Here is a 26864-nt window from a genome sequence, read left to right on the forward strand (position 1 = left end):
TCGGACGGCACTCCTGCTCAGCCTTTCCCCTGCGGCCCGCGCGGTCGACCGGGCGGAGCCGTGCGGGTGAGGGCCGCACCGCGGCTACGGGACGGGCGGCAGGAGAGAAGGAGAGAAACACCGGAGGCCGGAATCCGATCAGGGATTCCGGCCTCCGGCCTTGAGTAGCGGGGACAGGATTTGAACCTGCGACCTCTGGGTTATGAGCCCAGCGAGCTACCGAGCTGCTCCACCCCGCGTCGGTGAAATGAAGTCTACGCCATCCGCGGGGGTGCCTCGCACCATTTTCCCGCCGGGGCCGCCCGGGCCCGTCAGCCCGCCGGATTTCCGGCCTGGGTCAGGGTCTCCCAGGCCACGAAGAGGTCGTCGGTCCCGGCGGGCCTGGTGCGGCGGAGGAGGCGGTCGGCCTGGGGGAGCTTCAGATGGAGGCGGTTCTCCAGGTGGTTGACCAGGACCTCCAGATCGGGGCCCAGGGTGCGCCGGACCTTTCCGCCGCAGAGCCAGGCCGGGGCCGGGGCGCCGTTCTGGTAGCGCGCGTGGAACTCGACGGCGGCGCGCAGCCGCTCCCGGTGCGGGCCGTAGAGGTCGACGCCCTGGTGCCAGGCGGTCTCGGCGATGTGCGCGGTGGCGGCGAGCGCATACCCGGCGTGCTGGAAGTTGCGGCAGCTCTCCTGGGCGAGGCCGTCCCGGAAGACCCGCTGCCCGAACCAGTACGTACGGATCGCCTCGGCGCCGCGGACCCGGCTGCCGGGCGGGGTCCTCGGCAGCGGCCCGTCGGAGCGCAGATAGAAGTAGGCGGGGACCCGGGCCCGGAAGCGGTCCAGGGCGCGCCGGAACCCGGCGTGGTCGTCGAGGAAGACGGCGATGCCGAGGGCCGCGTCGGTCATCGCCAGGTCCCAGTTGCCGTTGAAGTCGGCGACCTCGGCGGTGACCGCGGGCCGGTAGGCGCCGCGCAGCATGGTGCCGAACCGGCGGACCGAGGCCCGCGGCCAGCCGGAGCCCGGAGCGCGCAGCACCTCGCCCGCGCGGGCCCAGGTGGCGCCCGCCCAGGCGGCCTGGAGTCCGGCGTTGCCCTCGGTGTGCCGCCGGACCTTCGCCGACCAGGCGTCCATGATCCGGGCGGCCGCGGCGGCGTGCGCGCGCTCCCCGGTGACGTACCAGAGCAGCGCCTGCGTATAGGCGGCGATCGCGTCCTCGCGTTCCTCGACGCAGCCGCGGCCGGGGCGGGTGTCCGGCGGGCAGGCCACCGTCGCGTAGGGGCGGGGCCGGTGGCCGAGGTCGCCGTAGCGGCTGTCGCGCATGGCGAGGAAGGCGCCGAGCCAGGGCTGCTCGCCGTGCTCCACATGGCGGCGTACGGCGTCGAGTTGCTCCCCGCTCACCAGCGCGCCCGGGTGCCGGAACTCCCGGCCGGGGGCGGCGCGCGGCCGGGGCGCGGCGCGGCCCTGGCTCCCGCAGGCCGAGGCGAGCAGGACGAGCAGGGGCGCCAGCAGGGCCGCGAGCGCGCGGTGCGCGAGGGGGCGCATGTCCACCTCCGGGGGTCGGCTTCCAGCAGCCTGACCCCTCGGCCGCCCGGTCCGCCTGATCTGTTGCGCTGCCCGGGGCCCGGGAAAAGCGCAGGTCATGGGCGCGCAAAGGGCTCTTTACCGGTACGTGGCGCTTCCCGGAGGCGCGGGCCGGTGCCGGTGCACGCCCCGTGTGAACGCCGCACCCGGACCGCATGGCGCACGCACACTTCCGCGCGCCCCCGAACGCGCCTGCACTGGACGGACACCGGGCGGGACCGACGGACCCGCCCGGAAGGGGACCGCCGGCCACCCCCCTGCCCCGGCCGGCGGCCCCCGGAAGGAGCACCCGGATCCGGCGGCGGGTGCCGGGCGCGGGTTTTGGTGACGCGTCACAACGGGGGCCCGAAACTCTGGTCGCCGCTACAAAGCGCTCCGCCCCCGTCCTCGCTCATGCTGAGCGTCAACCGAGCGCCAACGGGGGTGCGCGTCGTGCGGGACGTCCACGACGGTCCGCCCGCTGGCGGAGTCCGCGACCGAAGGACCGTCCATGAGCCGCTTCACCCCGCTCGGGGCCCGTCTGGCGGCAGCCGGCGCGGCCCTCGCCGTGACCTGCGCCCTGACCGCCGGTACCGCCCAGGCCACCGAGGACCGCGAGACCTACCCCGTCGGGGGCGTCGGGACCGCGCTGAAGAACTACGCCCTCAGCCCCGACAAGGTGGCCGGCGCCAACGACTGGAACTGCAAGCCGAGCGGGGAGCACCGCAAGCCGGTGGTCCTGGTGCACGGCACCTTCTTCAACTCCGGCGCCAACTGGGTCGCCCTCTCCCCGATGCTGGCCAACGCGGGCTACTGCGTCTTCACCTTCAACTACGGCATGCACCCGCTGCTCTCGCTGAACCGGGTCGGCGGCCTGAAGAGCGTCGCGAGCTCCGGCGAGCAGATGAAGGCCTTCGTGGACAAGGTCCTGAAGGCCACCGGCGCCCAGGAGGTCGACGTGGTCGGCCACTCGCAGGGCGGTCTGGTCGCCAACTACTACCTCAAGCGCCTCGGCGGCGCCGACAAGGTCGACGTCAACATCGGCCTGGCCCCGAGCAACCACGGCACCACGCTCAGCGGCCTGACCACCCTCGCCGAGAAGCTGCATCTGCTCGGCTTCGTCAACGGCCTCTTCGACTTCGCCGGCACCCAGGGCGTCAAGGACCAGATCGTCGACTCCGACTTCCAGCGGGAGCTGTTCGCCGACGGCGACACCGTGCCCGGGGTGCGCTATGTCGTCGTCGCCACCACCAAGGACTGGGTGGTCACCCCGTACAAGAACGCCTTCCTGCAGGGGGCGGGGGTGGAGAACATCACGCTCCAGGACCAGTGCCCCGACGACCCGGCCTCGCACATCGGGCTGTTCAACGACAGCCCGACCCTGCAGAACGTGCTGAACGAACTCGGCCCGGACGTCCCGGACTTCAAGCCCGAGTGCAAGGACTACGGCCTGGTGCTCTGACCCGGCCGAAGGCGCCCGCCGCCCCGGTTCCCCGTGCGGGGGCCGGGGCCGCGGCATGCGGGGGCAGGGCACGGCTCCGGCCACAGAAGAAACCTTTCGGGGCGGATCTCGTGCGAACCGCCCCGCGGCGGCCCGGGTCTCGCATCCTTGATCCAGGGGGCGCGCGTCGGTGCGGGCGCCCCGGTACGGACGCCGGCGCAGGACCGGCGGGAACGGCGAGAACCGGCAAGCGGTGGAGGGCGAGTAGATGAGCCAGTTCGGCGACTACCAGCAGGAGATCTATCTGAACGGACTCGGCGGCCTGGTGCCGAAGTACCCGTTCACCCACGAGGAGCTGGAGTCCGCCGCCCGGGCCGCGCTGCCGCCCTCGGTCTGGTCGTACGTGGCGGGCGGCGCCGGGGACGAGCACACCCAGCGCGCCAACGCGGCGGCCTTCACCCGCTGGGGCCTGGTGCCGCGGATGTTCGTCGGGGCCGCCCGGCGCGACCTCTCCGTCGACCTGTTCGGGATGCGGCTGCGCTCCCCGCTGTTCATGGCGCCGATCGGGGTGCTCGGCCTGTGCGCGCAGGACGGCCACGGCGATCTGGCGGCCGCCCGGGCGGCGGAGCTGACCGGGGTGCCGATGGTCGCCTCCACGCTGTCGGTGGACCCGCTGGAGGCGGTGGCCGCCGAGTTCGAGGAGACCCCCGGCTTCTTCCAGCTGTACACGCCCACCGACAAGGACCTCGCGGAGAACCTGGTCCGCCGGGCCGAACTGGCCGGATACCGCGGCATCGTGGTCACCCTCGACACCTGGGTCACCGGCTGGCGCCCGCGCGACCTGGCCACCGCCAACTTCCCCCAGCTGCGCGGCCACTGCCTCGCCAACTACTTCGGCGACCCGGTCTTCCGCGCCCTCCTCGACCGCACCCCCGAGGAGGACCCGGGCGCCGCGGTCCTGCTCTGGACCCAGCTCTTCGGCAACCCGCTGACCTGGGACGACATCCCCTGGCTGCGCTCGCTGACCGCGCTGCCGCTGATCGTGAAGGGACTCGGCCACCCCGAGGACGTACGCCGCGCCAAGGACCTCGGCGTCGACGGCGTCTACTGCTCCAACCACGGCGGCCGCCAGGCCAACGGCGGGCTGCCCGCCCTGGACATGCTGCCCGGGGTGGTGGAGGCCGCGGGCGAGACCCCGGTGCTCTTCGACTCCGGGGTGCGCAGCGGCAGCGACGCGGTGAAGGCCCTCGCGCTGGGCGCCACCGCCGTGGGCATCGGCCGCCCCTGCGCCTACGGTCTCGCCCTCGGCGGCACCGAGGGCCTGGTGCACGTGCTGCGCTCGCTGCTCGCCGAGGCCGACCTGCTGATGGCGGTGGACGGCTACCCGAGCCTGGCCGACCTGACGCCGGAGGCACTGCGGCGGGTGGGCTGAACCGGGGCAGGGGGCGGCCGGGGCCCGTGCGTCCCGATCTGTCACGCGGATGACAAACGGCACCCGGTATTTCTTGCTCCGCTGACAAGCCCCGTCCCCCGGCCGCTCCCCATCCTGGTACGGCACCGCACGGCCGCCGGCGCCGGGCCGGAAGGCGCCCCGGGCCCCTGGACGAGGCCACCCGGACCGCTCTTCGGCAGCACTCTCCCTCCTCCGGGCCCGGCGGCAGCCTGAGCCGCACGCCCGGGGCCCGCCCGCCGGGTCCCGGGTCCACGAAGGAGAGCGCGATGCCATGTCCGCACCGCTGAGGGCCCGGGCGGGAACCGCCGGCCGCTTTCCGCGCGGCCCCCTTCGCCCGGCCGTGCCGCCGTGCCGCTCAGGGGGTGCCGCGGCCCCGGGCGGCCGGGAGCGCGCCGCGCAGCCGCATCGCCCGCAGCACCAGTTCGAGTTCGAACCGCCGGTCCGGGTCGTCGAGTTCGGCGCCCCACAACTCCCGTATCTGGCGCATCCGGTAGCGCACCGTCTGCGGGTGCACCCCGATCCGCGCGGCGATCTCCGGCGCCCCGCCGCGGGTCTCCAGCCAGGCGAGCAGGGTCTGGGCCAGACGGCCCGCGTGGGCCCGGCCGTGGTGCCCGAGCGGTGCCAGGCAGCGCCGGGACAACTCCTCGACCAGGGCGTCCGGTTGGAGCAGCACCAGGGCCTCGGTGTGCTCGGTGCAGTGCAGCAACTCGCCGCCCGGAAGCAGCCCTTGACCGGCCAGGCCGAGCGCGGTCTCGGCCCAGTGCAGCGACTTGGCGGCGTACGGGGTGGCCACCGGCGGGCCCAGCGCCCCGGACCAGCCGGCCAGGGCGCGGCGCAACAGCTCGCCCCGGCCGCCGAGTTCGGGGTCGGGCACCACGAAGCGGGGGCGTTCGCACTCCATGTCGAGCAGGACGTCCGTGCCGAGCGCGGGGGCGATGGCGCCGAGCGCGGGCCGGACCAGGATGCCGACGGCGACGGTCCCGGGCAGCTGCCAGCCGATCCGGGCGGCGCGTTCGGCGAGGGCCTCGCGCGGGTCGTCGCGGTGCTGCGGGGCGAGCAGCAGCTCCATCAACCGGGCCTGCTGGCGCCGCCGTTCACCGGCCCGCTGGGCGGCGGCCTCCGCGTAGCCGCGGACCGACTGCTCGACGAGGCGGTCCAGGTACTCGTAGCAGGCGTCGGCGAGGTCGTACATGGCCTGCGGCGGGATCTCCACCCGCTGGCCGATGTCCGAGAGGCGGCGCCAGGCAAGCCGTACGCCGAGCCGGTAGAGGGCCTGCAGGGAGTCCAGGCTGCGCCCGCCGAGGCCCTCGGCGCGGCCGAACTCCTGGAACAGCTCCGGATCGGCGCGCGGCGCCTGCTTGTCGGTGAGCATCTGCTGCACGAAGAGTTCGATGGCCCGGCGGATCGCGGTGAGCGCCTTGGGCTCCCCCGACTCGTCCGGCTCGAAGTGGAACTGGGGATAACTCGCGCGGATCGCCCCGAGGATCTCCTCGGCCAGGGCGGGCGCCTCGGCGAGGGCGTGCATCACGAACTGCCCGACCCGCTCGGCGGAGACATCGCCCCAGACGGACCCGGGCGGCAGTACCGGCCTGCTCGTCGTGGTCACGGCTCAGCGCTCCTGGCGGGGCGTCTCGTAGCTGATGAGCGGGGTGTTGGGCTGCTCGGGCTTCTTGCCGAGGAGGGCGACGGCGCCGAAGGCGGTGCCCACGGCGAGGCCCGCTCCGAGGAGGACGGCACAGGCGGCGGCGAGGTAGCGGTTCATGGCGGCGCTCCAGCTTCTGTGTCGGGACCGCGGCCGCCGGGGCTTCGTCGGCCCGGCGGGCCCGCGGTCCGTACTGCCTTGCACCCGGCTGCCGTTGGCGTCCGGCGCAGCGGCCTCGTCCGGTGGAATCGCATTCTTCCCACTTTGTTGACATTTGGTCAACACTTTGTTTACTTTTCCCGCCACCCCCGCTCCACCGTCCTCCGCCGCGCTCGCCCCGAGCCGGCTCGAACCCCTGGAGTGCCCGGATGCGCCGCAGACCCGCCCGCCGTTCCCCGCTCTCGCTCCTCCTCCTCGGCACCGGCACCTTCCTCCTCGTCCTCGCCCCGCTGCTCGCCTGGTATGTGGAGCCGCAGGCCCGGCGGACCCCGCTGGACGTGGACGTGACCACGGTCTTCGAGGGCAGCGGCAGCTACTTCGACACCGCGAAGGTGAAGCTGGTCGAGGACAAGCCGCTGACCGTGACCCGCCAGGTCCGCGGCGACGTCGCCGACGGCGACCGCAGCGGGCGCGCGATCTGGGACGTCTCCACCTCGGTGGACACCGCGGACACGCTGCCCGCGGCCGATCCGCACGACTCGCTCCAGTGGACGACCGAGCGCTGGGTCACCGACCGGAAGACCAACCGTCCGGTGCACTGCTGCCAGGAGAAGCCGCGCTTCGAGGGCGAGGCCTATCTGAAGTTCCCCTTCGGGGTGGAGAAGCGCTCCTACCGCTGGTGGGACAGCACCCTCGGCGGCACCGTGGTCCTCAAGTACAGCGGCGCCCGGGCGGTCCAGGGCTACCAGGGCCTGCTCTTCACCGGCCGGGTGGAGGCCGCGCAGACCGGCACCCGGCTGGTCCCAGGGCGCCTGGTCGGCCGCCCGAAGAGCTCCCAGGTCCTCGCCGAGGAGTGGTACGCCAACCACGGCGTCGAACTCGTCGCCGACCAGCAGACCGGCCGGATCCTCTACGCGGCGATCGGGCCCCGCAAGACGCTGCGCGCCCCCGGCGGCAAGAAGGACGCGATGGTCCTGCTGGACAGCCGCAAGCTGGCCTTCACCCCGGCCACCCAGCGGGCCCAGGTCGCGCTCGCCCGGGACGACACCGATCAGCTGCGGCTGCTCGGGCGCACCGTCCCGCTCGTCGCCCTCGCCGCGGGCGCGGTGCTCTTCCCGGCCGGGGCGGTGCTCCTGGTCCGCGGCGGCCGGATCCGCCGCGGCCGGCAGGAGGCGCCGCTGCCGGAGACCGCCCGGCACGCCGCGCCCGCCGGACGCTGAGGCGAAGCCCGGTGGCGGACGGCCGCCACCGGGTTGCTGGACCCGTACCACTGCGGCCGGTGAGCAATAAGGGCCCGCGAAACCGGCGAAGTTGTCATCCCGGTGAGTAGCCGCCCGGCAGCGCTCCGCGAAAACTGTGCTTCCGCCCGGAACCGCGCACCTGTTCCCCTCGCGCCTCCGGCGGCCTCACCACCCGTACGCCATAAGGCAGTTCGGCCCCGCAGCTCTCGACAACCGCATCTCGCACGGGAGTCGGCCCGGCGAGGCCCCGACACCGCGCACGCCCCGCACCCTTCGCCCCGCCCGCACCACGACCCGCGCTTCGCCCGCGTACGAGTCGGCCCCGGACCCGGACCCCGAGACGGAGTTGCTGCACCGATGACCCAGCACCTGCCCGCGCCCGCCCCGCGCACCGCCGCCCCGGCGGCCGCGCTCGCCCCGCCCCCGGCCCTGCCCCGCCGCATCGTCTTCCTCGCCCACCGCGGCCTCGGCAACCCGGCGGCGGGCGGCTCGGAACTGCTCGTCGACCGGCTCGCCACCGGGCTGACCCGGCTCGGCCACGAGGTCACCCTGGTCTGCGGGGGCCCCGCCGAGGCGCGCCCCTACCGGGTGGTCCCGGCGGGCGGCGGACTCGGCCACTTCCTGCGCGCGCCGGGGACCTTCGCCCGCGAGGTCGGCGCCTGCGATCTGCTCGTCGAGGTCTGCAACGGGATGCCCTATCTGACCCCGCTCTGGCACCGCGGCCCCACCCTCTGCCTGGTCAACCATGTGCACACCGACCTCTGGCGGATGCGCTTCGGCGGCGCCCTCGCCCCCGCGGGCAGGCTCGGGCGGCGCCTGGAGCAGTGGGCGCTCGCCGGGGCGCAGCGCGGCAATCTGACGGTCGCCGTCTCCCCCTCGACCCGGCGGGCGCTGCTCGGCCTCGGGGTGGCCGCCGAGCGGATCCGGGTGGTGCACAACGGCGTCGCGGACCCGGGGCCCGCCGTTCCGCGCTCCGCCGAGCCGCTCTTCCTCGCGGTGGGGCGCCTGGTCGAGTACAAGCGCATCGACCTGCTGCTGCGGCTGTGGGAGCGGGTCAGACCCGTCACCGGGGGCCGCCTGGTCCTGGTCGGCGACGGACCCGAGCGCGCCCGCCTGGAGCAACTCGCGGGCCCCGGCGTCGAGTTCACCGGCCATATCGGCGAGGCGCACAAGCACCGGCTGCTCTCGGCGGCCTGGCTGCTGCTGCACCCCTCGGCGGTGGAGGGCTGGGGCCTGGTGGTCACCGAGGCGGCGATCCGGGGCACCCCCGCGGTCGCCTTCGACGTACCGGGGCTGCGGGACTCGGTCGCCGACCAGGTCACGGGGCTGCTCGCCACCCAGGAGAGCGCCTTCGCCGCGGCCTGGTGCACGCTCGCGCTGAGCGCCGAGCGGCGCCGGGCGATGGGCGAGGCGGCCCGGGCGCACGCGGCCCAGTTCCGCTGGTCCCGCACCGTGGGCGCCTTCCGGACGGTGGCCGCCGAGGCCTACGCCCTGGCCGGACGGGGCTGAGACCGTGAGCGGCACCTCCCGCACCCACCGCGGCGGCCCCGCGGACGCCCGCCCGGCGGCCGCCCCCGAGCCGGGCCCGGCCCAAGTCCGCACCGTGGAGCGGCAGTTGAAGGACCCCTCACTGCGCCGCTCGGCCGCGCTCTTCCGGGCCTTCCTGCACGAGCAGAGCGACCCCGACCACTGCTACGCGCTGCTCGCCCGGGACGCCGCCAACCAGGTCGAGGCCTGGGCGGGACCGCTCGCCGGGCGCCTGGTCGTCGATGTCGGCGGCGGCAGCGGCTGGTTCACCCGGGAGTTCCGGCGCCGCGGGGCCGAGGCCTACCTCTTCGAGCCCGACGCGGCCGAACTCGGCGCCCGCCCGGTGCCCGGCGCGGTGCTCGCCGACGGCTATCTGCTCCCCCTCGCCGAGGGCCGCGCCGACGTCTGCTTCTCCTCCAACGTCCTGGAACACGTCGAGGACCCGGCGACCTTCCTCAGCGAACTGGTGCGGGTCACCCGCCCCGGCGGACTGATCTACCTCTCCTTCACCAACTGGCTCTCCCCGTGGGGCGGTCACGAGTGGGCGCCCTGGCACTACCTCGGCGCCCACCGCGCCCGGGCCCGCTACCAGCGCCGCACCGGCCGCCCGGCCAAGCACACCCTCGGCGAGAACCTGCACGCCGTGCACATCGGCCCGACCCTGCGCCAGGTGCGGGCCCGCGGCGACGTGGAGATCCTCGTCCAGCGCTCCCGCTACTGGCCCTTCCTCGCCTCGGCCGTCACCCGCGTGCCCGGCCTGCGCGAATTCGCCACCTGGAACCTCCTCCTCGTCCTCCGGCGGTGCCCATGACCAGCACGGTGCAGACCCCTCCCCCGGCGACCGCCGCCCCCGAGCCACCCGCGCCGGACCTCGGGCCCGAACCCCGTTCGCGGCGCTGGCTGTTCGGCTTCTGGGCGCTGGCCCTCGCCGCCTTCCTCGCGGTCTCGCCCGGCCGCCAGACCTTCGACACCAAGCTGGGCGTCACCACCGACCCCTGGCAGTTCCTCGCCGACCTCGGCGACCTCTGGCACGAGCGCGCCGGCTTCGGCGGCATCCTCGACCAGTACGTCGGCTACGTCTTCCCGATGCTGCCCTTCCACGGACTGGCCCGGCTGCTGCACCTGCCGGTGTGGCTGGCCGAACGCCTGTGGCTCTCGCTGATCGTGACGGCCGCCTTCTGGGGCGCGCTGCGCCTGGCCGAACGCCTCGGCACCGGGAGCCCGCGCAGCCGCCTGCTCGGCGCCGCCGTCTTCGCGCTGTGGCCGGTGTTCACCATCGTCGTCGGCTCCACCTCGGCCGCCGCGCTGCCCGGCGCGGTACTGCCCTGGGTGCTGCTCCCGCTCACCGACACCCGCCGCACCGCACGGGCGGCGGCGCTGCGCTCGGCCCTGGTCATCCCCTGCATGGGCGGCGTCAACGCGGCCGCCACCCTGGCCTGCCTGCTCCCGGTCGGCCTCTATCTGCTCTCCCGCCCGGCGGGCCCGCGCCGCCGGGCGCTGCTCGCCTGGTGGATCCCCGGGGTGCTGCTCGCCACCCTGTGGTGGGTGGTGCCGCTGCTGCTGCTCGGCATCCACGGCGAGAACTTCCTTCCGTACGTGGAGACTTCGGCGACCACCACCGGCACCATGTCGGCCACCGAGACGCTGCGCGGCGCCGGGAACTGGGTCGCCTATCTGCACTTCGGGGAGTCCTGGCTGCCCGCGGGCTGGACCGTGGTCTCCGCCTGGCTCACCGTGCTCTGCTCGGCGCTGGCCGCCGCCCTCGGCCTCGCCGGGCTCGCCCGCCGCGATCTGCCCGAGCGCCGCTGGCTGGTGCTGACCGTGCTGAGCGTCGCCCTGCTCACCCTCGCCGGATACGGCGGCGCGCTCGGCGCCCCCTTCCACGGCGAGGTGCGGGACCTGCTGAACGGCGCCCTGGTCCCCTTCCGCAACATCTACAAGTTCCAGGCGGGCCTCGCCCTCGCGCTCGCCCTCGGCCTCACCCACCTGGTGGCCTCGGCCCCGGCCCGCGCGCTGCGCCGCCCCGGCCGCCGCCGGCTGCTGCCGCTCGCCGCGGGCCTGCTCGTGCTGCCCGGGCTCGCCCTGCCCTACGTCAACGGCAGCATCCTGCAACCCGGTTCCTTCCAGGCGCTGCCCGCCTACTGGCGCACCACCGCCGACTGGCTCCAGGACAACTCCGCCGACTCCCGCGCCCTGGTGGTCCCCGCCACCGCGCACGGCATCCACACCTGGGGCACCACCATCGACCAGCCCCTCGACGTCCTCGCCGACTCCCCCTGGGCCCAACGCGACTACGTCCCCTTCGGCACCCCCGGCAACCGCCGCGCCCTGGACGCCGTCGAGCAGGCCCTCCTGACGGGCAGTCACGTACCGGGCCTGCGCGACTACTTGCACCGGGCCGGGCTGCACTACGTGGTCGTACGCAACGACCTCGACCCGGACCAGATAGGCCACGTCCCCACCACCACCGTCAAACGCACCCTGGAGGAGTCCGGCTACCGCCGGGTCACCGGATTCGGCCCGATCACCACCGGCGGGCGCATCGCCGCCGACACCCCGCTGCAGATCGAGGGCCTCTACCCGCGCCAGCGCGCCGTGGAGATCTACGCCCCCGAGGACACCCCGAAGCCCGGCCGCGCCGCCCTGAAGCCGGTCGCCGCCACCGCCGCGGTCTCCGGCGGCCCCGAGTCGCTGCTCCCGCTCTCCGCCGACCCCGGCATGCGCGGGCGGCCCGCGGTGCTCACCGGGGACGCGCACCCCGGTACCGGAAAGCCCGAGGTGCAGGCCGTGGGCGACGGGCTGCGCCGCGCCGACACCCGCTTCGGCCTGGTCAACTCCAACACCTCGTACACCTACACCCCGACGGAGAAGAACTCCCCCGAGGCGGTGCAGGATCCGGGGCGCGGACCGCACCAGATCCTCCCGGTGACCGGGCGCGCCCACCAGACCACGGCCGAGATCCGCGGCGCCGAGTCCGTCACCGCCTCCTCCAGCGGCAACTGGCTCTTCCATCTGCCGCAGTACGACCCGGTGCACGCCTTCGACGGCAACCCGGACACCGCCTGGGCCGAGGGCTCCGCGGCCTCCCCCGAGGGCGAGTGGCTGCGCGCCGACTTCGCCGGGAGCACCGAGGTCCCGGCCGCCTTCCCGGTGACCCCGCTGCCCCAGGAGGGCACCCGCTCGGCCCCGACCAGGATCCGCGTGGAGACCGAACAGGGCGCCGCCACCAGCGAGTTGCGGCCCGACGGCAGCACCCAGGAGGTCGCCGCCCGGCCCGGCGCCAGCCGCTGGATCAAGATCACCATCCTGGCCGCCGAGTCCGCCCACCGCGGCCTCACCGGCGCCGGGTTCTCCGAGATCGCGCTCCCCGGGGTGCAGATCTCCCGCGTGCTGAAGCTGCCGACCGACGCCCTCGGCTCCACGGCGGACACCGAGGTCGTCTCCCTGCACCGCAGCGCCGACCCCGGCGGACTCTCCCCCGCGGGCAGCGAGTCCGCGCTCGGCCGCACCTTCACCACCGGCGAGGGCGGCACCCGCACGGTGCGCGCCCAGGCCGTACCCGTCCCCGGCGAGGCCCTGGACGAACTCCTCTACGCGGTCGCCCCCGACCAGCGCCGCCGCCTGGTCGCCACCGCCGACTCCACCTCCCGGATCGGCAGCGTCTCCCCGCGCAACCTCACCGACGGCGACCTCACCACCGCCTGGATCGCCGGGGACCGCCCGGTCATCCACCTGCGCTGGCCCGGCAAGAAGGCGGTCGGCGAGATCGTGCTGCCCGCCGCCGGAGGCCTGTCGACCCGGCCCGAGAAGGTCGAGATCAGCTCCCCGGACGGGGCGACCGTCGCCGGGGTCGACGAGAACGGCGTCGCCCGCTTCGCCCCTATCACCACCGACCGGCTCGACCTCACCATCACCGCGACCGCGCCCCTGACCGTGCACAACCCGGTCGCCGACGACGACCTCCAGCTCCCGGTCGGCCTCACCGAGGTCTACGTCCCCGCCCTGGAGGAGTACCGCACCCCGCAGCCCAAGGCCTCCCGCACCTTCTCCCTGCCCTGCGGCCAGGGACCCCCGCTCGCGGTGGACGGCACCCTGCACGCCACCGCCGCGAAGGGCACCGTGCGGGACCTCACCGAGCGGCGGCCCGTCGAGGTCACCCTGTGCCAGAAGGGCAAGGCCAACCCCCGGCTCCCCCTGGACGCGGGCACCCACCTCGTCCAGGCGGGCGGCGCGGGCCCGCTCGCCCTCGCCGACATCACCCTCACCCGCGGCAACTCCCCCGCCCCCGAAGGCGATCCGCGCACCGTACGGGTGCAGGACGCCACCGGGGACGACCGGAGCCTGACCGTCGGCGCGGGCGAGGCCTCGTACCTGACCACCTTCGAGAACGCCAACGACGGCTGGAAGGCCACCCTCGACGGCAAGGAACTCACCCCGCTCCGCCTCGACGGCTGGCAGCAGGCCTGGCTGATCCCCGCCGGAGCGGGCGGCACCGTCCACCTCGGCTACGAACCGGCCACCTGGTACCGCGCCGGACTCATCGGCGGGGCGGCCGGACTGGTCCTGCTGGCGGGGCTGGCACTGTGGCGACGGAACGCGGTCGACCCGGGGGCCGAGGACGGCAGTTCGGTGGTCGGTACGGGGAGGGCCCGCTCGGGGGCCAGGAGTTCGGCGAGTGGTAAGCGAACTCCCATCTCGCACAAGGGCAGTTCGACGGCCGGTACGGGAACGTCCGGGCCCGACATGGCCAGTTGGGCGCCCTGGGTGCCCGCCCCCGGTCTGCTGCTCGGCACGGTGGCGCTCGCCCTGGTCGCCGTGGTGATCGCGGGTCCGCTCGCCCTGCTCCTGCTGCCGCTGCTGCTGCTCGCCTGGTGGCGCCCCGGCCTGCTCGCCCCCGTGGCCCTGGCCGCGATGGCGGCTGCCGGAGTGCTCGCCGCCCTCGACGCGGGCGAGGCCCCGGGCGCCGACCAGGGCGCCTTCAGCCCGGCGGCCCAAGTCCTCGCCCTGACCGCCCTGTTCGCGGCACTGGTGGGGGCCAACCGCTCCCGGGAATCCGCATACGGCGGTACGGGGGCGGGCCCGGAGGCCGGGTCTGGGGCACGCACCGGACCGGGCGGCGACCCGGCGGGCGAAGAGGAACCCGAGGCTGCCCGGACCCGGCCGCTGCCCACCACGCCGCCGCTGCCCCGCCGAGGCTCCCGGCGCCGCGCCCACCCGGGTCGCACCGGCGGCAAGGCACCCCGCCCTGCCCCGGATGCCCAGACCTCCGGCCCCACCCTCTCGGCCCGCGGACCCTCGCCCGCCCCGGCCTCCTCGGGCGAGGAACCGGGCCCCAACTCCCGCCCGGACGCGGACGGCAAGGGGAACGGCAAGGGCAAGGGCAGCAGCAACGGCAGCGGCGGGGAGGGACGATGACCGCCCCGCACCGGGAGGCTCCGGCGTCACCCGAAGCCGACGGCGCCGAGGCTGCCTCGGCGCCCACTCCGGCGGGTGCCCCCGCGGCGCCGGCCGTGTCGGCAGTCCCGGCTGTCCCGGCCGTCCCGACACCCCCAACTCGCCCTCCCCACCACCCTGTTGACCGCATCCCCTTCCCCGTCGTCGACGAGATCTCCCGCCACTGCCTGGACCCGGACGAACCGGAGACCGTGCACATCGAGGTGCACCTGCCGGGCCGCCTGGAACCGGAGCGGCTGCGCGCGGCCTTCGCCGAGGCCCTGCGCCGCCACCCGCGGATCCTGATGCGCCAGGCGCCGGGCCCCTGGTACCGGCGCCGCCACTACTGGGAACTGACCGGCGAACCCGACGTCGACCCGGTCGAGTTCACCGCCGCCGCATCCGGAGCCCTGGACCGCGCCCGCACCCGGACCCTGTCCGACGCCCCCTCGCTGGGCGCTTCACCACCGGTACGCCTGGAGGTCGTACAGGGGCCGTGGGAGGAAACCGGGGAGGAGCACCACGCGCTTCCAGCGGGGGCGGAGGCGAGTATCACCCTCCCGGAGAAGACAGGACCAGGCGCCACGCTTCCGAAGGCCACCGGACCGGGCATCACCCTTCCGAGGGGCACCGGGCCGGGCACCGCCCCTCCGAAGGGGATCGGACCAGGTATCGCGCCTCCGCAGGAGACCGGACCGGGCGCCACCCCTCCGAGGGACACCGGGCCGGGCACCGCCCCTCCGAAGGAGACCGGACCAGGCATCGCGCCTCCGCAGGAGACCGGACCGGGCGCCACCCCTCCGAGGGACACCGGGCCGGGCACCGCCCCTCCGAAGGAGACCGGACCAGGCATCGCGCCTCCGCAGGAGACCGGACCGGGCGCCACCCCTCGGAAGGACACCGGACCGGGCACCGCCCCTCCGGAGCGGACAGGCCCGGGCGTTCGCGTTGCCGCAAGTCCCGTACGGAGCAAGGGAGTTGACGGACCCGCGCCGCCGCCCTCCGGTGCCGCCCTCGTCCTCACCGTGCACCACACCGCGCTGGACGGGCCCGCCTGCCTGCGGGTGCTTGCGACCGCCGCAGAGATCTACCGGGGCGCGGCGGACCCCGCGCCCGCCGCACCGCCCGCCCGCGCGAGCGCCCCGGAGCCGGGACCTCTGCCGCCCGCCCCGTCCCGGTGGGCCCGCCCCGCGCGCATCCGCCGCGGCAGGCCGGACCCGGCGCCCGGCAACGGCCTCCTCCTCGCCGAGCTGCCGGTGCCCGGGCGACCGCGCGGCGCCCCGTACACCGTCAACGACCAGCTGCTCGTGGCCACCGCGCTGACGCTCGCCGAGTGGAACCGGGCCCATGGCGACCGGCCCCGGCCGCTGCGCCTGACGATGCCGGTGGACGACCGGGACCGCGGCCCGGACATGCCGCTCGGGAACGGCACCCGGCTGGTCGAAGTGCCTTTCACGGCAGCGGAGTTGGCGGCAGTACTGCCACCGGCGGCGCTCGGCGGCGAGGCCCTGGCATCCCTGCTCCGGAACACCGCCGCGCGTACCCGCGCGCTCAAGGCCCTGGACCGCCCGCAGCTCGGCCGGGGCGCCGCCCTGGTGGCCGCGCCCTGTGCGCCGGTGGCCTGGCGGGGCGCGCTGACCCGGGCGCTGCGCCGGGCCGCGGGGCCCTGGACCTCGACGAGCCTGCTCAGCAACATCGGCCGCGTCCCGTACCCGCTCGACTTCGGCCCGGCGGGGGCCGCCCGGGCGGTCTGGTTCTCGGCACCGGCCCGGGTGCCGCGCGGGCTGACCGTGACCACCGCCTCCACGGCGGGACGGCTCCACCTCGCCCTGCGCTGGTCCACCTCGCTGCTCGGCCCCGGGGACGGCCGCGCCCTGCTCGACCGCTTCACCCACTTCCTCGACGCCACGGCCACCTACGGCCCGGCCCCGGCCCCGGCCCCGGAGAGCAGAGGCGGCGAGGCGGGCGCCACGGCAGCCGGATGCCGACCAGCCCCACCCGAAGCAACCGAAGCAACCAATCCAACTCCAGCAACCCCAGCAACCGAAGACCGACGACCCGAGGGCAGCGAACAGGAGCCGCGATGAGCAGCACCGCACGGACCGAGCCGCGCCCCCGCCCGTCCGGACTGCGCGACTTCTACGAGAACCCCTCGGTCCCCGTCGCCTCCGGTGACGCCCGCAGCCTGCGGCAGGCGCGGATGCTGGCCGCCGCGCTCGGCCCGGCCTCGGCGGGCGCCGCGACCGTGCTCGACGTCGGCTGCGGGGACGGCACCGCGGCCCGGGCCGCCGCCCCGCTGCTCGCCGGTCACCGGATCATCGGCGTCGACTGGTCGCAGGACGCGCTGCGCCGCGCGCGCCGCCGGCTGCCGTATGTGGTCCGCGCTGACATCGGCGGCGGAGGGCTGCCGTTCGCCTCCGGCAGCGTGGACGCGGTGCTCTTCAGCGAGGTGATCGAGCACCTGGTGGACCCGGACAGCGCCCTGGACGAACTGCGCCGGGTGCTGCGCCCGGGCGGCCATCTGATGCTCTCCACCCCGAATCTGGCGGCCTGGTACAACCGCGCCCTGCTGCTCGCGGGCGTCCAGCCGGTGTTCTCCGAGGTCAGCCTGCGCGGCATCTACGGCAGGCCGGGCTCGGAGGTGGTCGGCCACCTGCGCCTGGCCACCGCCCGCGCCCTCGCCGAGCTGGTGCGGGCCCGCGGCTTCGAGGTGGTACGGGTGGCGGGCGCGCCCTTCCACGGGGTGCCGCGCCCGCTGCGCGCCCTGGACCGGCTCGCCTGCGCGCGGCCCTCGCTCGCCTCCCTCCTGCTGCTGCACGCCCGAAGGACCTGAGGGCATGTGGTGGGGAGTGGCCGCGGCCCTGCTTGCCAACGCCCTCTACAGCACCGGCTTCGTCCTGGAGAAGCGCGCGCTGAGCCGGCTGCCCGCCGTGAGCGTGCGCCAACCGGCCCGCCTGGTACGGCTGTTGCTCGGCAGCCCGCTGTGGTTCTGCGGCGCGCTCGCCCTCGGTGCCGGGTTCGCGGCGCAGCTGGTGGTGTACCGGACGCTGCCGATCGCCGCGGCCCAGGGCATCTTCGTCTCCGGGCTCGTCCTGCTGCTGCTGATGTCCACCGTGCTGCTCGGCGAACAGCCCTCCGGCCGGGAGCGGTACGCCAGCGGCTTCATCCTGCTCGCCCTGCTGATGGTGGTGCTCTCCCTCGGCGAGGGCGGCGAGCAGCCGGGCGGCGAGGCCCCCGCCGCCCTCGTCCTCCTGGTCAGCCTGCCCGCGCTCGCCACCGGGCTGCTGCTCTTCGCCGCCGCCGAACGCCGCGCGCACCGGCGCCACCGGCTGCCCACCACCGGTATCGCCTACGGGGTGGCCGTCGGCCTGCTCTACGGGGTGAGTTCGCTGGCCATCAAGGGCGTCTCGGGCCACCTCCCCGCGCTGGCCGGGCGCCCGGTGCCCGCGGCGCTCGCGCTGCTCGCCACCCCGTACCCGTATCTGCTCCTGTGCACCGGCTGCTGCGGTCTGGTGCTCTCGCAGGCCGCGCTCCAGCGCTGCCGGGCCTCGCTGCTCGTACCGGTGTGCACCACGGTGACCTCGGTGTTCACCGCGGTGCTCGGCACCCTGGCCTTCGGCGAGGCACTGCCCGCCGCGCCCCTCCCCCTGGCCCTGCGCCTCGGCGGTTCGCTCCTCGCCGTCCTGGTGCTCCTGGCCCTGCCCGCGCACGACCCCAGCCCGGATCCACGGGCACCCGCCAAGTCCCCTTCCACGGCTTCGAGTCACGGCTCCCCGCACCCCGACCCACCGCTCCCGCACGGCTCCCAGCCCGCCGTACGCCCCCTGTCCCGGGCCCGCACCCTCAGCGCAAGCCAGCCGCCGTCCCGGACCACCAACTGGAGTCAGCAGCACGGCACTTCGCCTGCCCGAGGGCCCCACCCCGCAGCACACCCGCCCACCCGCCAGGAGCAGCCATGACCACGCCCCGCACCCCCGAACCGCCCAACTCCGCTCCTCCTCAGCTGAGTTCGGACGACCCGCTGCTCCTCCTGCTCGCCTGCCCCCTCGACAAGGGCCCCCTGCACCTGCTGACCCCCACGCCCGGCGCCCCCGACCCGCTCGTACCGGAGCAGGCCCTGTACAACCCCCGGCTGCGCAGGCGCTATCCGGTGCGGGACGGGGTGCCGCATCTGCTGCCCGCCGCCGGTGAGCAGGTCGGCGCCGAGGAGCACGCGCGCCTCCTGGGGCGGATCGCCCCGTGACCCTCGCCGCGCGGCTCGCCCCGCACCTGCCCGGCCCCCTGGTCGCCCGCGCGGCCCGGCTGGTCTATCCGCGCTTCGAGCCGGAACTCGCCCGCCTCGCCGAGATGTGCCCCGCGGACTGCGGCACCGCCGTGGACGTCGGCGGCTGGTACGGCCCCTGGACGCACCGCCTGGCCCGCACCGCCCGGCGGGTGGTCACCGTCGAGCCCGTACCGCATCTGGCGCGGCTGCTCGCGGCGACGACCCCGGCGCATGTCCGGGTGCACCAGGCCGCGGCGGGCGAACGGGCGGGCGCGGCCCGGCTGTGGCTGCCACCGGGCGACCGCGGCGACCGGGGCATCGCCTCCCTGGTGCGCGGACGGGTGCACGCCCGCGCCGTCGACGTCACCTGCCTCACCCTGGACGGACTCGGCCTGCACGAGGTCGGCTTCATCAAGATCGACGTGGACGGCGGCGAACTCGCCGTCCTGCGCGGCGCCCGCCGCCTGCTCGCCCGCGACCGCCCCGCCCTCTTCATCGAACTGGAGCACCGCATCAACCCGGTCGCCCCCGTCCTCGCCCTCCTCGACGAACTCGGCTACCACGGCTGGGTACTGCCCGGCCCGCACTGGCTCCCGCTCGCGGAGTTCGACCTCGCCGCCCACCAGTCCCGTACCGCGCATGTCGCGGGGCGGGGCCTGCTGCGCCGCGTCCTGCCCGCGGGCGCCGGCCCGCGCTACGTCAACTCGGTGCTCTTCCTTGCCGGTTCACGGCGTCCGGGGCCGCTCTGAGGCGGGTGCGCGCGGCGCCCGTACGTCCGTACCCGTACCCGTACCCGACGCCCGTAGGTCCGGATGCGGCGGCCGGTGGCAGGCGGTGGCCGGCGGGCCGTACATGCCGAAGGCCCGCAGCAGGGGGAGTGCGTACCCCTGCTGCGGGCCCGTTCGGCGGGGGCCGAGCGCTCGGCCCCCGGCGTCCGGAGTGCTCAGCCCATGGCCCGCGGCATCTGGCGGACCTTGCTGCGCAGGACGTCCTTGCAGTACTTGACGTAGCCCGTGTTGGCCGCGTACTTGGCCGAGATCCACGGCTGGCTCTTGTCCCGCACCAGGTACCAGATGTCGTTGCCGGCGATGTTCTGGGCACGCACCTTGCAGACCACCCCGACCTGGGCGCGGTAGGGCAGGAAGCCCCGCACCGAGGAGTCGGTGGACGGGAACTGGCGCTTGTTCAGGCCCGCCTTGGTGGTGACGGTGGCGTACGGCTTCGCCGGTGCCATGACCGCCTGCTCCCCGGAAGGACCGGCGGCCTGGGCGGTCGCGCCGATACCCGCGGTCGCCCCGAAGACCATGGCCGACACCAGGCCTCCTGCCGCGGCGAGCCGGGCACCGCGCGCCGCGATTGTGGCGACTGAATTCATGAAGGTCTCCTTCTGCTCACAGATACGACGTAAATGGGACATTAGGCTGAGCGGAGACCGGATCACCGCCGATCGCTCCCGACGCGCGCCCGGATCACGCGACCGGCCCCCCGTACCCGCCAACTGGCCCCGCCCGCAGCCCTGGCACCGCTCCCTGAGCGGGCGCGCGGAGCAGGTGGAGCGGGCGGAGCGAGTGCAGCGGGCGGACCTACAGCGGACCGGTCACCGATCGGCGGGCCTCCCTCACTCCACCGTCGCCTCGAACATCGCCGTACAGCCGCGCACGGTCACCGTGTAGTCGGCGAACCGGCTGCTCAGCTGCGCGTGCAGGGCATCGAGGCTGTCCTCGGCGTTGTGGAAGGAACCGCGCCGGTTGAGCAGCCACAGCAGCGCCCGGGCCCGCCGCGGCACCGGCACCCCCCGGCTGAGCACCGTGCTGCCGAAGAGCCTCCCCCCGGGGCGCACGCAGGCGGCGGCGTGCCCGAGGGCGGCCCCCTTGGCGGCGAGGTCGCCCGGCACGCAGTGCAGCATCAGGTTCAGCGCCGCCGAGTCGAAGGAGGCGGCGGGCAGCGGGAAGGGTTCGAGGACGGTGCCCCGGGCGGTGGCGACCTCGTACCGGTCGAGCCGTTTCGCCGTATAGGCAAGGCAGTTCGGGTTCAGATCGAACAGGGTCACCGCCCGCGGCCCGTCGGCGCCCCGGCACCGGTCGAGCAGATAACCGCTGCCCACCCCGATGTCCAGGTGCCGGGCGCCGATGTTGCGCCCGTACAGCGCGAGCAGTTCGGGCCGTGGGCAGCCCCAGAACATCCGGCAGGTGGTGGCCACCGTCGCGTCGTAGGCCCGCAGGGTCCAGGGGTTGTAGTCGGCAAGATTGACACGAACGGCCGCGGCCGCGCGCACGGGAGCCTCTGTCACGCCATCGCTTCCTTCCACCTCGTCCTCCGCGACCCCTGCGGACTGCCGCGTCCTCCGCGTTCGCCGCGCCCGCCGCGTTCTCCGCGGACATGACGCCCGACGCCCGTCCGGCGCGGCCCGGAGGACGGGCCGCGCCGAACGGGCGGACAGCGCGCAGACGGTCACCTCACTCCGCACACATTCCCGGCGCCGGCACCGAACCGACGCCTGGATTCAGCCGCGTTTCCTGCTCCTCCTGCGCTCCAGGGCCGCCGCCCGGCGGGCCTCCTCCTGCTCCCAGAGGGCCTTCAACTCCAGGGCACGCGCGTCGAGTTCGACCGGTACGTGGTTCATCTCGTCGTCCTCGTCCCACAGCCCCTGCTCCTTGAGCCGGCGATCGTGGATCTCCACCGGGGGCTCCGGGTCGAAGTCGCTGGGGCGCGGGCCCTCCGGACCGTCGGGGCCGATCCGGACGAGGCGTTCGACGCGGGTGATGCGGAACCGGCGCCCGTCCACGCTCAGGCTGTTGGCGCGCTTCTCGTCCAACTGGTCGGCCGCACGAGCGTATTCGGCCCGCTTCTCCTCCGAGAGCTTCAGGCTGAACGGCGCCATCACCCGCAGCCACCGGGCCAGCGCGTCACGCGCCTCCTGCGGAGTGCCGTTCGAGGAACCGGGGTTCTGCGCGATCCACCGCCCCTCCTGCCGCTCGGAGGTCATGAAGACCGCCGGGAGCAGCACCCCACCGGGGCAGTTCTCGGCGGCCCGTACGGCGTCGTCGCGCACCTCGGGCGGATTGCCGGGCGAGGTCCCGATGAACTGCACCAGGTCCAGCTTGAGGATGCTGTCGGACAGCCCGCTGGTGGTGTACGGGTCGACGACGAAGCCCTTGGTGCGGCGCGGCTGCCGGGAGCCCTCGCCGACCTCCGCCGGGTCGGGGTCGGAGGGGCGGGGAGGCTCGGGCCCGCTGCGGCCCATGCGGACGAACTTCGAGGCGCGCACGATCCGGAACCGCTCACCGCGGACCCGGATCTCGTCCAGGGGCTCCCAGTCCAGCCGCACCGCGGCCGCCGTCCACGCCTTCTGCGCCTTCGCGTCCCCGGCCTCCTCGGCCGCCTTCGCCCACATCCGGAACTGCGACCCGAGTGAGTCCCGGGCCCCCTGCGGCGCCTCCGTCCCCCACTCGGAGAGCTCCCAGCCGCCCGCGTCGCGCTCGGTCGCGTAGAAGAACTCCCCCAGGCCCACCCCCATCAGATCGGGGTACCTCTCCCGCGCCAGCCACGCCTCCTGATCGGCGAAGGCCGCGATGGGCCCCTCCTGCGGCGCCACCCGGAACGTGAGGTAGGCGGGCACCCTGTCTTCGTAACCGGTCATGTACCGAATGTGCACGATCCCGCCCGGACCTCGCTGCGGAACGGGGAAATCCGTCGCTCTGCGCGAGGGGGCGGGTCGGCTGGGTCACCGGCGGCAGGCGGTACCGGCCACGCATCCAGCCGGGACGACCGACCCCGACGCCGACGCCGCCCCGCCCTCCCCGGGGCTGCTCGGCATCCCCGGGTCAGCGCAGGGCGTCGATCGCGCGCAGGATCAGGGCACGGGCGTCCGCCCCGTACACCGCCATGGCGCGCAGCCGCTCGAACGTGGCGAGGTACTGGGCGACTTCGCCGGGCTGGGTGACGGTCACCTCGGCGGACACCAGCTCGACGGAGACCATCCGGTCGTCGTAGACGTGGAAGGTCTCCTCGGGCCAGTGCGTACGCGCCGCCTCGACCGGGATGATGCCGAGCGAGACCGCGGGCAGCGCACCGACGGCGAGCAGGTGGCCGAGCTGCGCGGCCATGGCCTCGGTGTCCGCGACCCTGCAGTGCAGGACGCCCTCCTCGATCACGAAGACGAAGCGGTGCCCCGGCTCGTGGACGATACGGGAGCGCTCGACGCGGGCGCGCGCGGCTTCGGTGCTGTCGTCCTCGGGGAGGGCATGGACCTCGGCGGCGATCCGGAGCACGGCGGTCGCGTACCCCTCGGTCTGGAGCAGGCCGGGCACGAGACCGGCGGAGTACATCCGGAACAGCGCGGTGTCCTGGAAGAACTGGATGCGGCTCTCCTGGATGTGCCGCAGCCCGGCGCGGACCTGGTCCCGCCACTGCCGGTACATCGACTCGGCGTCGAGGGAGTGGACGATGAGGTCCTGCGCCCGGTCCTCGGCGCCGGTGACCGCGCACCACCGCCGGATGTCACCCGCGGAGGGAGCTGTCACCGCGTTCTCGATGCGGCTTGTCTTCGAGTAGTGCCAACCGCAGCCGGCGGCCAGCTGCACGACGGTGAGCCCCGCCTCCCTGCGCAGGTCGTGCAGTTGGCGGGCGACGGCCTTGCGTGCGGCCTGGGCGGCGGAGGACGGCGATGTGGGCATGTGCTGGCTGCTGGTACTTCCTGCCTCAGCGGATCCGGTACTGGTCGTGGGGGACGGCTCGGCCCCACACCGCGGCGAATGCCTCGCCGCACAGCTTCGCGGCGGCAGGAGCCTCGGACATCTCGTGACCGACCAGGGCGCCGTTGCCGGAGAAGAAGCCCCACCGGACGAGCTGTTCGTCGAACAGCCAGAAGTCGGCGCCCGGCAGGGCAAGGTCGGCCGCACGGTGGCGGGGCAGCCAGCGCACCTCCTCGCCCGCGTGCAGATTGACCGAGGTGGACGCGTGCTCGTAGCGGATGTAGTCGCTCACCGGCTCGGACACGATCCGGGCCCGGCGGACGGTGACCCCGCGGGCCACGGCCCCGGAGACCAGGGACACCCAGGGAGCCCAGTCCTCGGACCCCGGATCGGTGTCGCGCTGCCCGGTCTCCAGCCAGGTCCGGAAGTCATCGGCTTCCGCGGCCACGCCGTAGTGGTCCCGCATCTCCAGGTGCAGGGCGGACCGTGTGCACCTGGCGAGCAGTTCAGCGAACGGCGGCACGCTCGACGGCATCGCAGGCCTCCCTGATCATCGGCACCATCCTCGCGGGGATCCGGACCACGGCCTCGTCCTCCGGAATACCGACGGCGTGGCCCGGCACTTCCCACGCCGCGACCTCTGCCTCAAGTGCGCAGCCCGCCTTCCAGCCCTGGAAGACGAGCTCGTGCTTCTCCTGGTCGACCCACACCGTCGGGCTGTCCGCCGTCTTCGTTTCGGGGTCGATACCGATGAACAGCAGCGCCATGCCGGTCTCCGTCCACGAGGTGTGCGGTTCCTTGCAGCAGCTTCCGCCGGACAGGCCCGCCGGTCAAGGGTGCAAAATCGTCAATTGCCCTGGTGGGGTGGTTCGTTGCAAACATCTGCACATCCCTGGCCGCGAAGCACAGGGGACTTCTAGCGTCGACTGGGACGACAGAACCCCGGCGAGGGAAGGGAACCGCATGACAGCCACGCTCGAAGGCCCCGTGGGCATCGGCACGCGGGACACCGAGGAACTGCTCAACGCCGTCGCACCGCACATCAGCGACCTCACCGTCAACGTCTTCACCGGCGACATGACCATCTGGGACCGCGAGGTGGCGTTGCTTCTGCGCGACCACACCATGGTGCGGGCCATGGCCGAACGGGTCCTCGCCAACGCCGTGATGTACACCCTCGGCAGCATCGAGAACCCCGGGGTGCACCTCGGCGTCGGGAAGCTCGTCGACATCGGCGTCCACCAGCTCATCCTGGACACACCCGTCTGGTGGGGCGTCTGCCGCCTCTACAACGGCGGCCGCTACAAGCACCACGCCCCGTTCATCCGGCGGCGCCGCGACGGGCTGTGCCTGCGCACCGGCGAGTTCCTGAAGTCCCAGGGCTGGCCCGTGGACGAAGAGCTGTGGGCCCTGGACGGCGCGGACTGCTCACCGTGCGACGACAAGGTTCCCGACAGCCACTGACCGCCCGCCGCAGCCGCCTCCGCCCTCGGCGCCGAGGGCGGAGGTCACCCACATCTGTCGGCACCGGCACCGGAGAGAGACCAGCATGCCCGTACCGCACGACATCGCCGCCGAGACCGAACTCTGGGACGCCTACGCGGAGTCCGCGTTCAAGACCGACACCGAGCCCGCCTTCTGCTGGACCCAGTACCCCGGCCACGGCCCCGGCCCGGAACTCCTCGGCGCCCCCGGGAAGGTGCTGGAGATCGGCTGCGGCACCGGTCGCGCCCTGGCCTACCTCGCCCGGCGCGGCATCACCGCCCACGGCGTCGACCTGTCTCCGGTCATGGTCGAGAAGACCATCGACAAGTGGAGCGGGACCGGTGCCGTCTTCCGGCAGGGCGAGGTCCTGGAGTACCTCGCGGCGTGCGAGGAGACCTACGACGCGATCTACAGCAACTTCGGTGCGGCCTGGTTCACCGACCCCGGCAAGCTGTTTCCCCTCGTCCGGTCCCGTCTCGACGCCGGGGGCGTGTTCGTCTTCTCGCAGCCGCCGGCCATCCCCGGCGCCTACGGGCCGCAGGGCATGTACAAGGGCGGCTTCGCCGGCAAGGCCATGTTCACCTACCGCTACAGCTACCGCCCGCCCGTCTGGGAACGCCTGCTGACGCGTGCCGGTTTCGCCACCGCAACGGCCCGGGTGCACGAGGCGCCGCGGCAGGGTCACATCGGCACCCTGATCGTCCGGGCGACGACCCGCGGCTGACCGCGGAGGGAGCGGGCCGGGGTGCCCGAGCCGGTCGCCTCTGCGAGCGCGCGGCGCGAGAGGCCTCGGGGAGCCCGGGCCCGTACGAGTCCGAGCCCGGGACAGACGGCAGCACCGGCACCTCTCAGGCATTGCTCACGCCTCGCTCGCGCCTCGCTCGCACCCACGCAAGCGCCGGCCCCGCGGACGAAGAAGCGCCCGGGACGACTGCGGTCGTCCCGGGCGCTTCCTGGCAGGTCGGAGAGGGTTTCCCGTTCCCTCGTCCCCGTAGGCCGTGTGGGACTCGAACCCACAACCAATGGATTAAAAGTCCACTGCTCTGCCAATTGAGCTAACGGCCCGCCCGTGCAGCATAGCCCGCGTCTCCGCGTGACGTGCGGGGGATATGCCCGTGCGGCGCGGGGGCGTCACGCGTAGCGGGGGAGGCGGCCCGCCGCCACCGCTTCGGTGAGGGTCGGGGCCGTGGCGTCCTTGGCCGAGAGGAGGGGCTCGGGGGTGTCCGGCCAGGCGATGGCGAGGTCGGGGTCGAAGGGGTGGACGGTGTGTTCGCGGGCGGGGTTGTAGGGCTCGGAGCAGAGGTACATCACGGTGGCGTCGTCGGTGAGGGCGAGGAAGGAGTGGCCGAGGCCCTCGGGGAGGTAGAGGGCGCTGTGGTTGTGCTCGCCCAGCTCGACCGCCTCCCAGCTGCCGAAGCCCGGGGAGCCGAGCCGCAGGTCGACGACGACGTCCAGGACCGCGCCGCGCAGGCAGGTGACGTACTTGGCCTGGCCGGGCGGCAGTTCGGCGTAGTGGATGCCGCGCAGGGCGCCGCGGCGGGAGACGGAGACATTGGCCTGGGCGAGGGCGAGGGGGTGGCCGACGGCCTCGGTGAACTCCCGTGCGCGGTAGGCCTCGTGGAGGGTGCCGCGGTGGTCGGCGTGCTGCCGCGGGGTGTGCAGCCAGGCGCCCTCGATGCCGAGTTCCTTCACGGGGAGTCAGTCCTTCCCGGCCGGGGTGAATCCTCCTGCTGGGCCTCCGGCTCCTCCGGTTCCCCGGATCGCGGGTCCAGGGACTGCTGCTCCGCGGACAGCCGATCCCAGGACCGCCGCTCCGAGGGCTCCCTCTCCGAGGACCGCGGCTCAGAGGACCGGCGATCCCAGGCCCGCCGCTCCGAGGACTGCCCCTCCGAGGACTGCCGATCAAAGGATTGCTGCTCCGAGGACTGCCGCTCCAAAGACTGCGGCTCCAAGGACCGCCGATCCGAGGACCGCCGATCCTGGG

General features: G+C 74.4%; 21 protein-coding genes, 2 tRNA genes and 2 pseudogenes. 13 read left to right on the forward strand and 12 right to left on the reverse strand.

The annotated features are described in order from the left end of the window. Positions 1 to 165: 165 nt before the first annotated feature. Positions 166 to 239 (reverse strand) — tRNA-Met (locus HFV08_RS06040). A gap of 72 nt (positions 240 to 311) precedes the next feature. Next, positions 312 to 1523 carry an alginate lyase family protein gene (locus tag HFV08_RS06045; RefSeq protein WP_168536623.1) on the reverse strand — a complete coding sequence of 404 codons (1212 nt, stop codon included), beginning with the start codon at positions 1521 to 1523 and terminating at the stop codon, positions 312 to 314. Positions 1524 to 2052: 529 nt separating this feature from the next. On the opposite strand from HFV08_RS06045, the gene HFV08_RS06050 reads away from it, so the two are divergent. Together HFV08_RS06050 and HFV08_RS06055 are read left to right on the forward strand one after the other, a co-directional pair. After that, entirely contained in the window at positions 2053 to 3003 is a 951-nt protein-coding gene (locus HFV08_RS06050; protein WP_168536625.1) for an esterase/lipase family protein, read from the forward strand. Positions 3004 to 3250: 247 nt separating this feature from the next. After that, complete coding sequence (locus HFV08_RS06055) at positions 3251 to 4414, forward strand: alpha-hydroxy-acid oxidizing protein (RefSeq protein ID WP_168536627.1); 1164 nt, start codon at positions 3251 to 3253, stop codon at positions 4412 to 4414. A gap of 376 nt (positions 4415 to 4790) precedes the next feature. Here the strand turns inward: HFV08_RS06055 and HFV08_RS06060 are convergent, their stop codons facing one another. Continuing rightward, positions 4791 to 6041, reverse strand: a complete 1251-nt coding sequence (locus tag HFV08_RS06060; RefSeq protein ID WP_376770568.1) for a PucR family transcriptional regulator — start codon at positions 6039 to 6041, stop codon at positions 4791 to 4793. Between the two features lie 3 nt (positions 6042 to 6044). Beyond that, positions 6045 to 6197 (reverse strand): hypothetical protein, encoded by a 153-nt coding sequence (locus HFV08_RS06065; protein WP_168536629.1) that lies wholly within the window; start codon positions 6195 to 6197, stop codon positions 6045 to 6047. Between the two features lie 248 nt (positions 6198 to 6445). Here HFV08_RS06065 and pgfA point away from each other — a divergent pair, with 248 nt between their 5' ends. The 9 genes and pseudogenes from pgfA (at position 6446) to HFV08_RS06110 (ending at position 19450) form a co-directional block, all read left to right on the forward strand. After that, positions 6446 to 7456, forward strand: a complete 1011-nt coding sequence (gene pgfA, locus HFV08_RS06070) for a cell envelope lipid trafficking protein PgfA (protein ID WP_168536631.1) — start codon at positions 6446 to 6448, stop codon at positions 7454 to 7456. A 378-nt stretch (positions 7457 to 7834) separates the two neighbouring features. After that, positions 7835 to 8986 (forward strand): glycosyltransferase family 4 protein, encoded by a 1152-nt coding sequence (locus HFV08_RS06075; protein WP_168536633.1) that lies wholly within the window; start codon positions 7835 to 7837, stop codon positions 8984 to 8986. Between the two features lie 106 nt (positions 8987 to 9092). Beyond that, positions 9093 to 9815: a class I SAM-dependent methyltransferase gene (locus tag HFV08_RS06080; RefSeq protein ID WP_168537151.1), complete on the forward strand. Its 723-nt coding sequence runs from the start codon at positions 9093 to 9095 to the stop codon at positions 9813 to 9815. Continuing rightward, complete coding sequence (locus tag HFV08_RS06085; protein WP_168536635.1) at positions 9812 to 14419, forward strand: alpha-(1->3)-arabinofuranosyltransferase domain-containing protein; 4608 nt, start codon at positions 9812 to 9814, stop codon at positions 14417 to 14419. Before HFV08_RS06080 ends, HFV08_RS06085 begins: the two co-directional genes overlap by 4 nt. A gap of 932 nt (positions 14420 to 15351) precedes the next feature. After that, positions 15352 to 16347: pseudogene (locus tag HFV08_RS06090) on the forward strand (condensation protein); the annotation flags it as partial. A 173-nt stretch (positions 16348 to 16520) separates the two neighbouring features. Next, positions 16521 to 17270 carry a class I SAM-dependent methyltransferase gene (locus HFV08_RS06095; RefSeq protein WP_168536637.1) on the forward strand — a complete coding sequence of 250 codons (750 nt, stop codon included), beginning with the start codon at positions 16521 to 16523 and terminating at the stop codon, positions 17268 to 17270. Positions 17271 to 17286: 16 nt separating this feature from the next. After that, a pseudogene (locus HFV08_RS06100) lies at positions 17287 to 18180 on the forward strand (hypothetical protein); the annotation flags it as partial. A gap of 260 nt (positions 18181 to 18440) precedes the next feature. Then, the gene (locus HFV08_RS06105) at positions 18441 to 18680 is read left to right on the forward strand and encodes a Trm112 family protein (protein ID WP_168537153.1); all 240 of its coding nucleotides are present in this window, start codon (positions 18441 to 18443) and stop codon (positions 18678 to 18680) included. Next, positions 18677 to 19450, forward strand: coding sequence for an FkbM family methyltransferase (locus tag HFV08_RS06110; protein WP_168536639.1), 774 nt, complete (start codon positions 18677 to 18679; stop codon positions 19448 to 19450). Before HFV08_RS06105 ends, HFV08_RS06110 begins: the two co-directional genes overlap by 4 nt. Positions 19451 to 19644: 194 nt before the next feature. Here HFV08_RS06110 and HFV08_RS06115 read toward each other — a convergent pair whose 3' ends face one another. From HFV08_RS06115 to HFV08_RS06140, 6 genes are all read right to left on the reverse strand, one after another. After that, on the reverse strand, positions 19645 to 20076 hold the full coding sequence (locus HFV08_RS06115; protein WP_040251849.1) for an SH3 domain-containing protein: 432 nt from the start codon (positions 20074 to 20076) through the stop codon (positions 19645 to 19647). A gap of 243 nt (positions 20077 to 20319) precedes the next feature. After that, positions 20320 to 20991, reverse strand: a complete 672-nt coding sequence (locus HFV08_RS06120) for a class I SAM-dependent methyltransferase (RefSeq protein WP_168536641.1) — start codon at positions 20989 to 20991, stop codon at positions 20320 to 20322. Positions 20992 to 21204: 213 nt separating this feature from the next. Continuing rightward, positions 21205 to 22341, reverse strand: a complete 1137-nt coding sequence (locus HFV08_RS06125) for a DUF5954 family protein (protein ID WP_168536643.1) — start codon at positions 22339 to 22341, stop codon at positions 21205 to 21207. A gap of 184 nt (positions 22342 to 22525) precedes the next feature. After that, positions 22526 to 23377: a helix-turn-helix domain-containing protein gene (locus tag HFV08_RS06130; RefSeq protein WP_168536645.1), complete on the reverse strand. Its 852-nt coding sequence runs from the start codon at positions 23375 to 23377 to the stop codon at positions 22526 to 22528. 25 nt (positions 23378 to 23402) lie between these two features. Then, on the reverse strand, positions 23403 to 23930 hold the full coding sequence (locus tag HFV08_RS06135; protein ID WP_168536646.1) for a DUF6879 family protein: 528 nt from the start codon (positions 23928 to 23930) through the stop codon (positions 23403 to 23405). Beyond that, positions 23902 to 24162, reverse strand: coding sequence for a hypothetical protein (locus HFV08_RS06140; RefSeq protein ID WP_168536648.1), 261 nt, complete (start codon positions 24160 to 24162; stop codon positions 23902 to 23904). Before HFV08_RS06140 ends, HFV08_RS06135 begins: the two co-directional genes overlap by 29 nt. A gap of 196 nt (positions 24163 to 24358) precedes the next feature. Between HFV08_RS06140 and HFV08_RS06145 the strand changes: the two genes are divergently transcribed. Both HFV08_RS06145 and HFV08_RS06150 read left to right on the forward strand, forming a co-directional pair. Then, the gene (locus HFV08_RS06145) at positions 24359 to 24859 is read left to right on the forward strand and encodes a hypothetical protein (RefSeq protein WP_168536650.1); all 501 of its coding nucleotides are present in this window, start codon (positions 24359 to 24361) and stop codon (positions 24857 to 24859) included. An 85-nt stretch (positions 24860 to 24944) separates the two neighbouring features. Further along, positions 24945 to 25604 (forward strand): class I SAM-dependent methyltransferase, encoded by a 660-nt coding sequence (locus tag HFV08_RS06150; RefSeq protein WP_168536652.1) that lies wholly within the window; start codon positions 24945 to 24947, stop codon positions 25602 to 25604. A 268-nt stretch (positions 25605 to 25872) separates the two neighbouring features. Here the strand turns inward: HFV08_RS06150 and HFV08_RS06155 are convergent. Then, a tRNA-Lys gene (locus HFV08_RS06155) sits at positions 25873 to 25945 on the reverse strand. Between the two features lie 66 nt (positions 25946 to 26011). Further along, the gene (gene rfbC, locus HFV08_RS06160) at positions 26012 to 26572 is read right to left on the reverse strand and encodes a dTDP-4-dehydrorhamnose 3,5-epimerase (RefSeq protein ID WP_168536654.1); all 561 of its coding nucleotides are present in this window, start codon (positions 26570 to 26572) and stop codon (positions 26012 to 26014) included. Positions 26573 to 26864 lie beyond the last annotated feature (292 nt).

Source organism: Streptomyces physcomitrii (genome assembly GCF_012273655.1).
Taxonomy (GTDB): domain Bacteria; phylum Actinomycetota; class Actinomycetes; order Streptomycetales; family Streptomycetaceae; genus Streptomyces; species Streptomyces physcomitrii.

Coding starts and splice junctions, on each gene's coding strand:
- HFV08_RS06045 (WP_168536623.1), bottom strand. CDS start 1,523: ATGCGCCCCCTCGCGCACCGCGCGCTCGCGGCCCTGCTGGCGCCCCTG.
- HFV08_RS06050 (WP_168536625.1), top strand. CDS start 2,053: ATGAGCCGCTTCACCCCGCTCGGGGCCCGTCTGGCGGCAGCCGGCGCG.
- HFV08_RS06055 (WP_168536627.1), top strand. CDS start 3,251: ATGAGCCAGTTCGGCGACTACCAGCAGGAGATCTATCTGAACGGACTC.
- HFV08_RS06065 (WP_168536629.1), bottom strand. CDS start 6,197: ATGAACCGCTACCTCGCCGCCGCCTGTGCCGTCCTCCTCGGAGCGGGC.
- pgfA (WP_168536631.1), top strand. CDS start 6,446: ATGCGCCGCAGACCCGCCCGCCGTTCCCCGCTCTCGCTCCTCCTCCTC.
- HFV08_RS06075 (WP_168536633.1), top strand. CDS start 7,835: ATGACCCAGCACCTGCCCGCGCCCGCCCCGCGCACCGCCGCCCCGGCG.
- HFV08_RS06085 (WP_168536635.1), top strand. CDS start 9,812: ATGACCAGCACGGTGCAGACCCCTCCCCCGGCGACCGCCGCCCCCGAG.
- HFV08_RS06095 (WP_168536637.1), top strand. CDS start 16,521: ATGAGCAGCACCGCACGGACCGAGCCGCGCCCCCGCCCGTCCGGACTG.
- HFV08_RS06115 (WP_040251849.1), bottom strand. CDS start 20,076: ATGAATTCAGTCGCCACAATCGCGGCGCGCGGTGCCCGGCTCGCCGCG.
- HFV08_RS06125 (WP_168536643.1), bottom strand. CDS start 22,341: ATGACCGGTTACGAAGACAGGGTGCCCGCCTACCTCACGTTCCGGGTG.
- HFV08_RS06130 (WP_168536645.1), bottom strand. CDS start 23,377: ATGCCCACATCGCCGTCCTCCGCCGCCCAGGCCGCACGCAAGGCCGTC.
- HFV08_RS06135 (WP_168536646.1), bottom strand. CDS start 23,930: ATGCCGTCGAGCGTGCCGCCGTTCGCTGAACTGCTCGCCAGGTGCACA.
- HFV08_RS06140 (WP_168536648.1), bottom strand. CDS start 24,162: ATGGCGCTGCTGTTCATCGGTATCGACCCCGAAACGAAGACGGCGGAC.
- HFV08_RS06145 (WP_168536650.1), top strand. CDS start 24,359: ATGACAGCCACGCTCGAAGGCCCCGTGGGCATCGGCACGCGGGACACC.
- HFV08_RS06150 (WP_168536652.1), top strand. CDS start 24,945: ATGCCCGTACCGCACGACATCGCCGCCGAGACCGAACTCTGGGACGCC.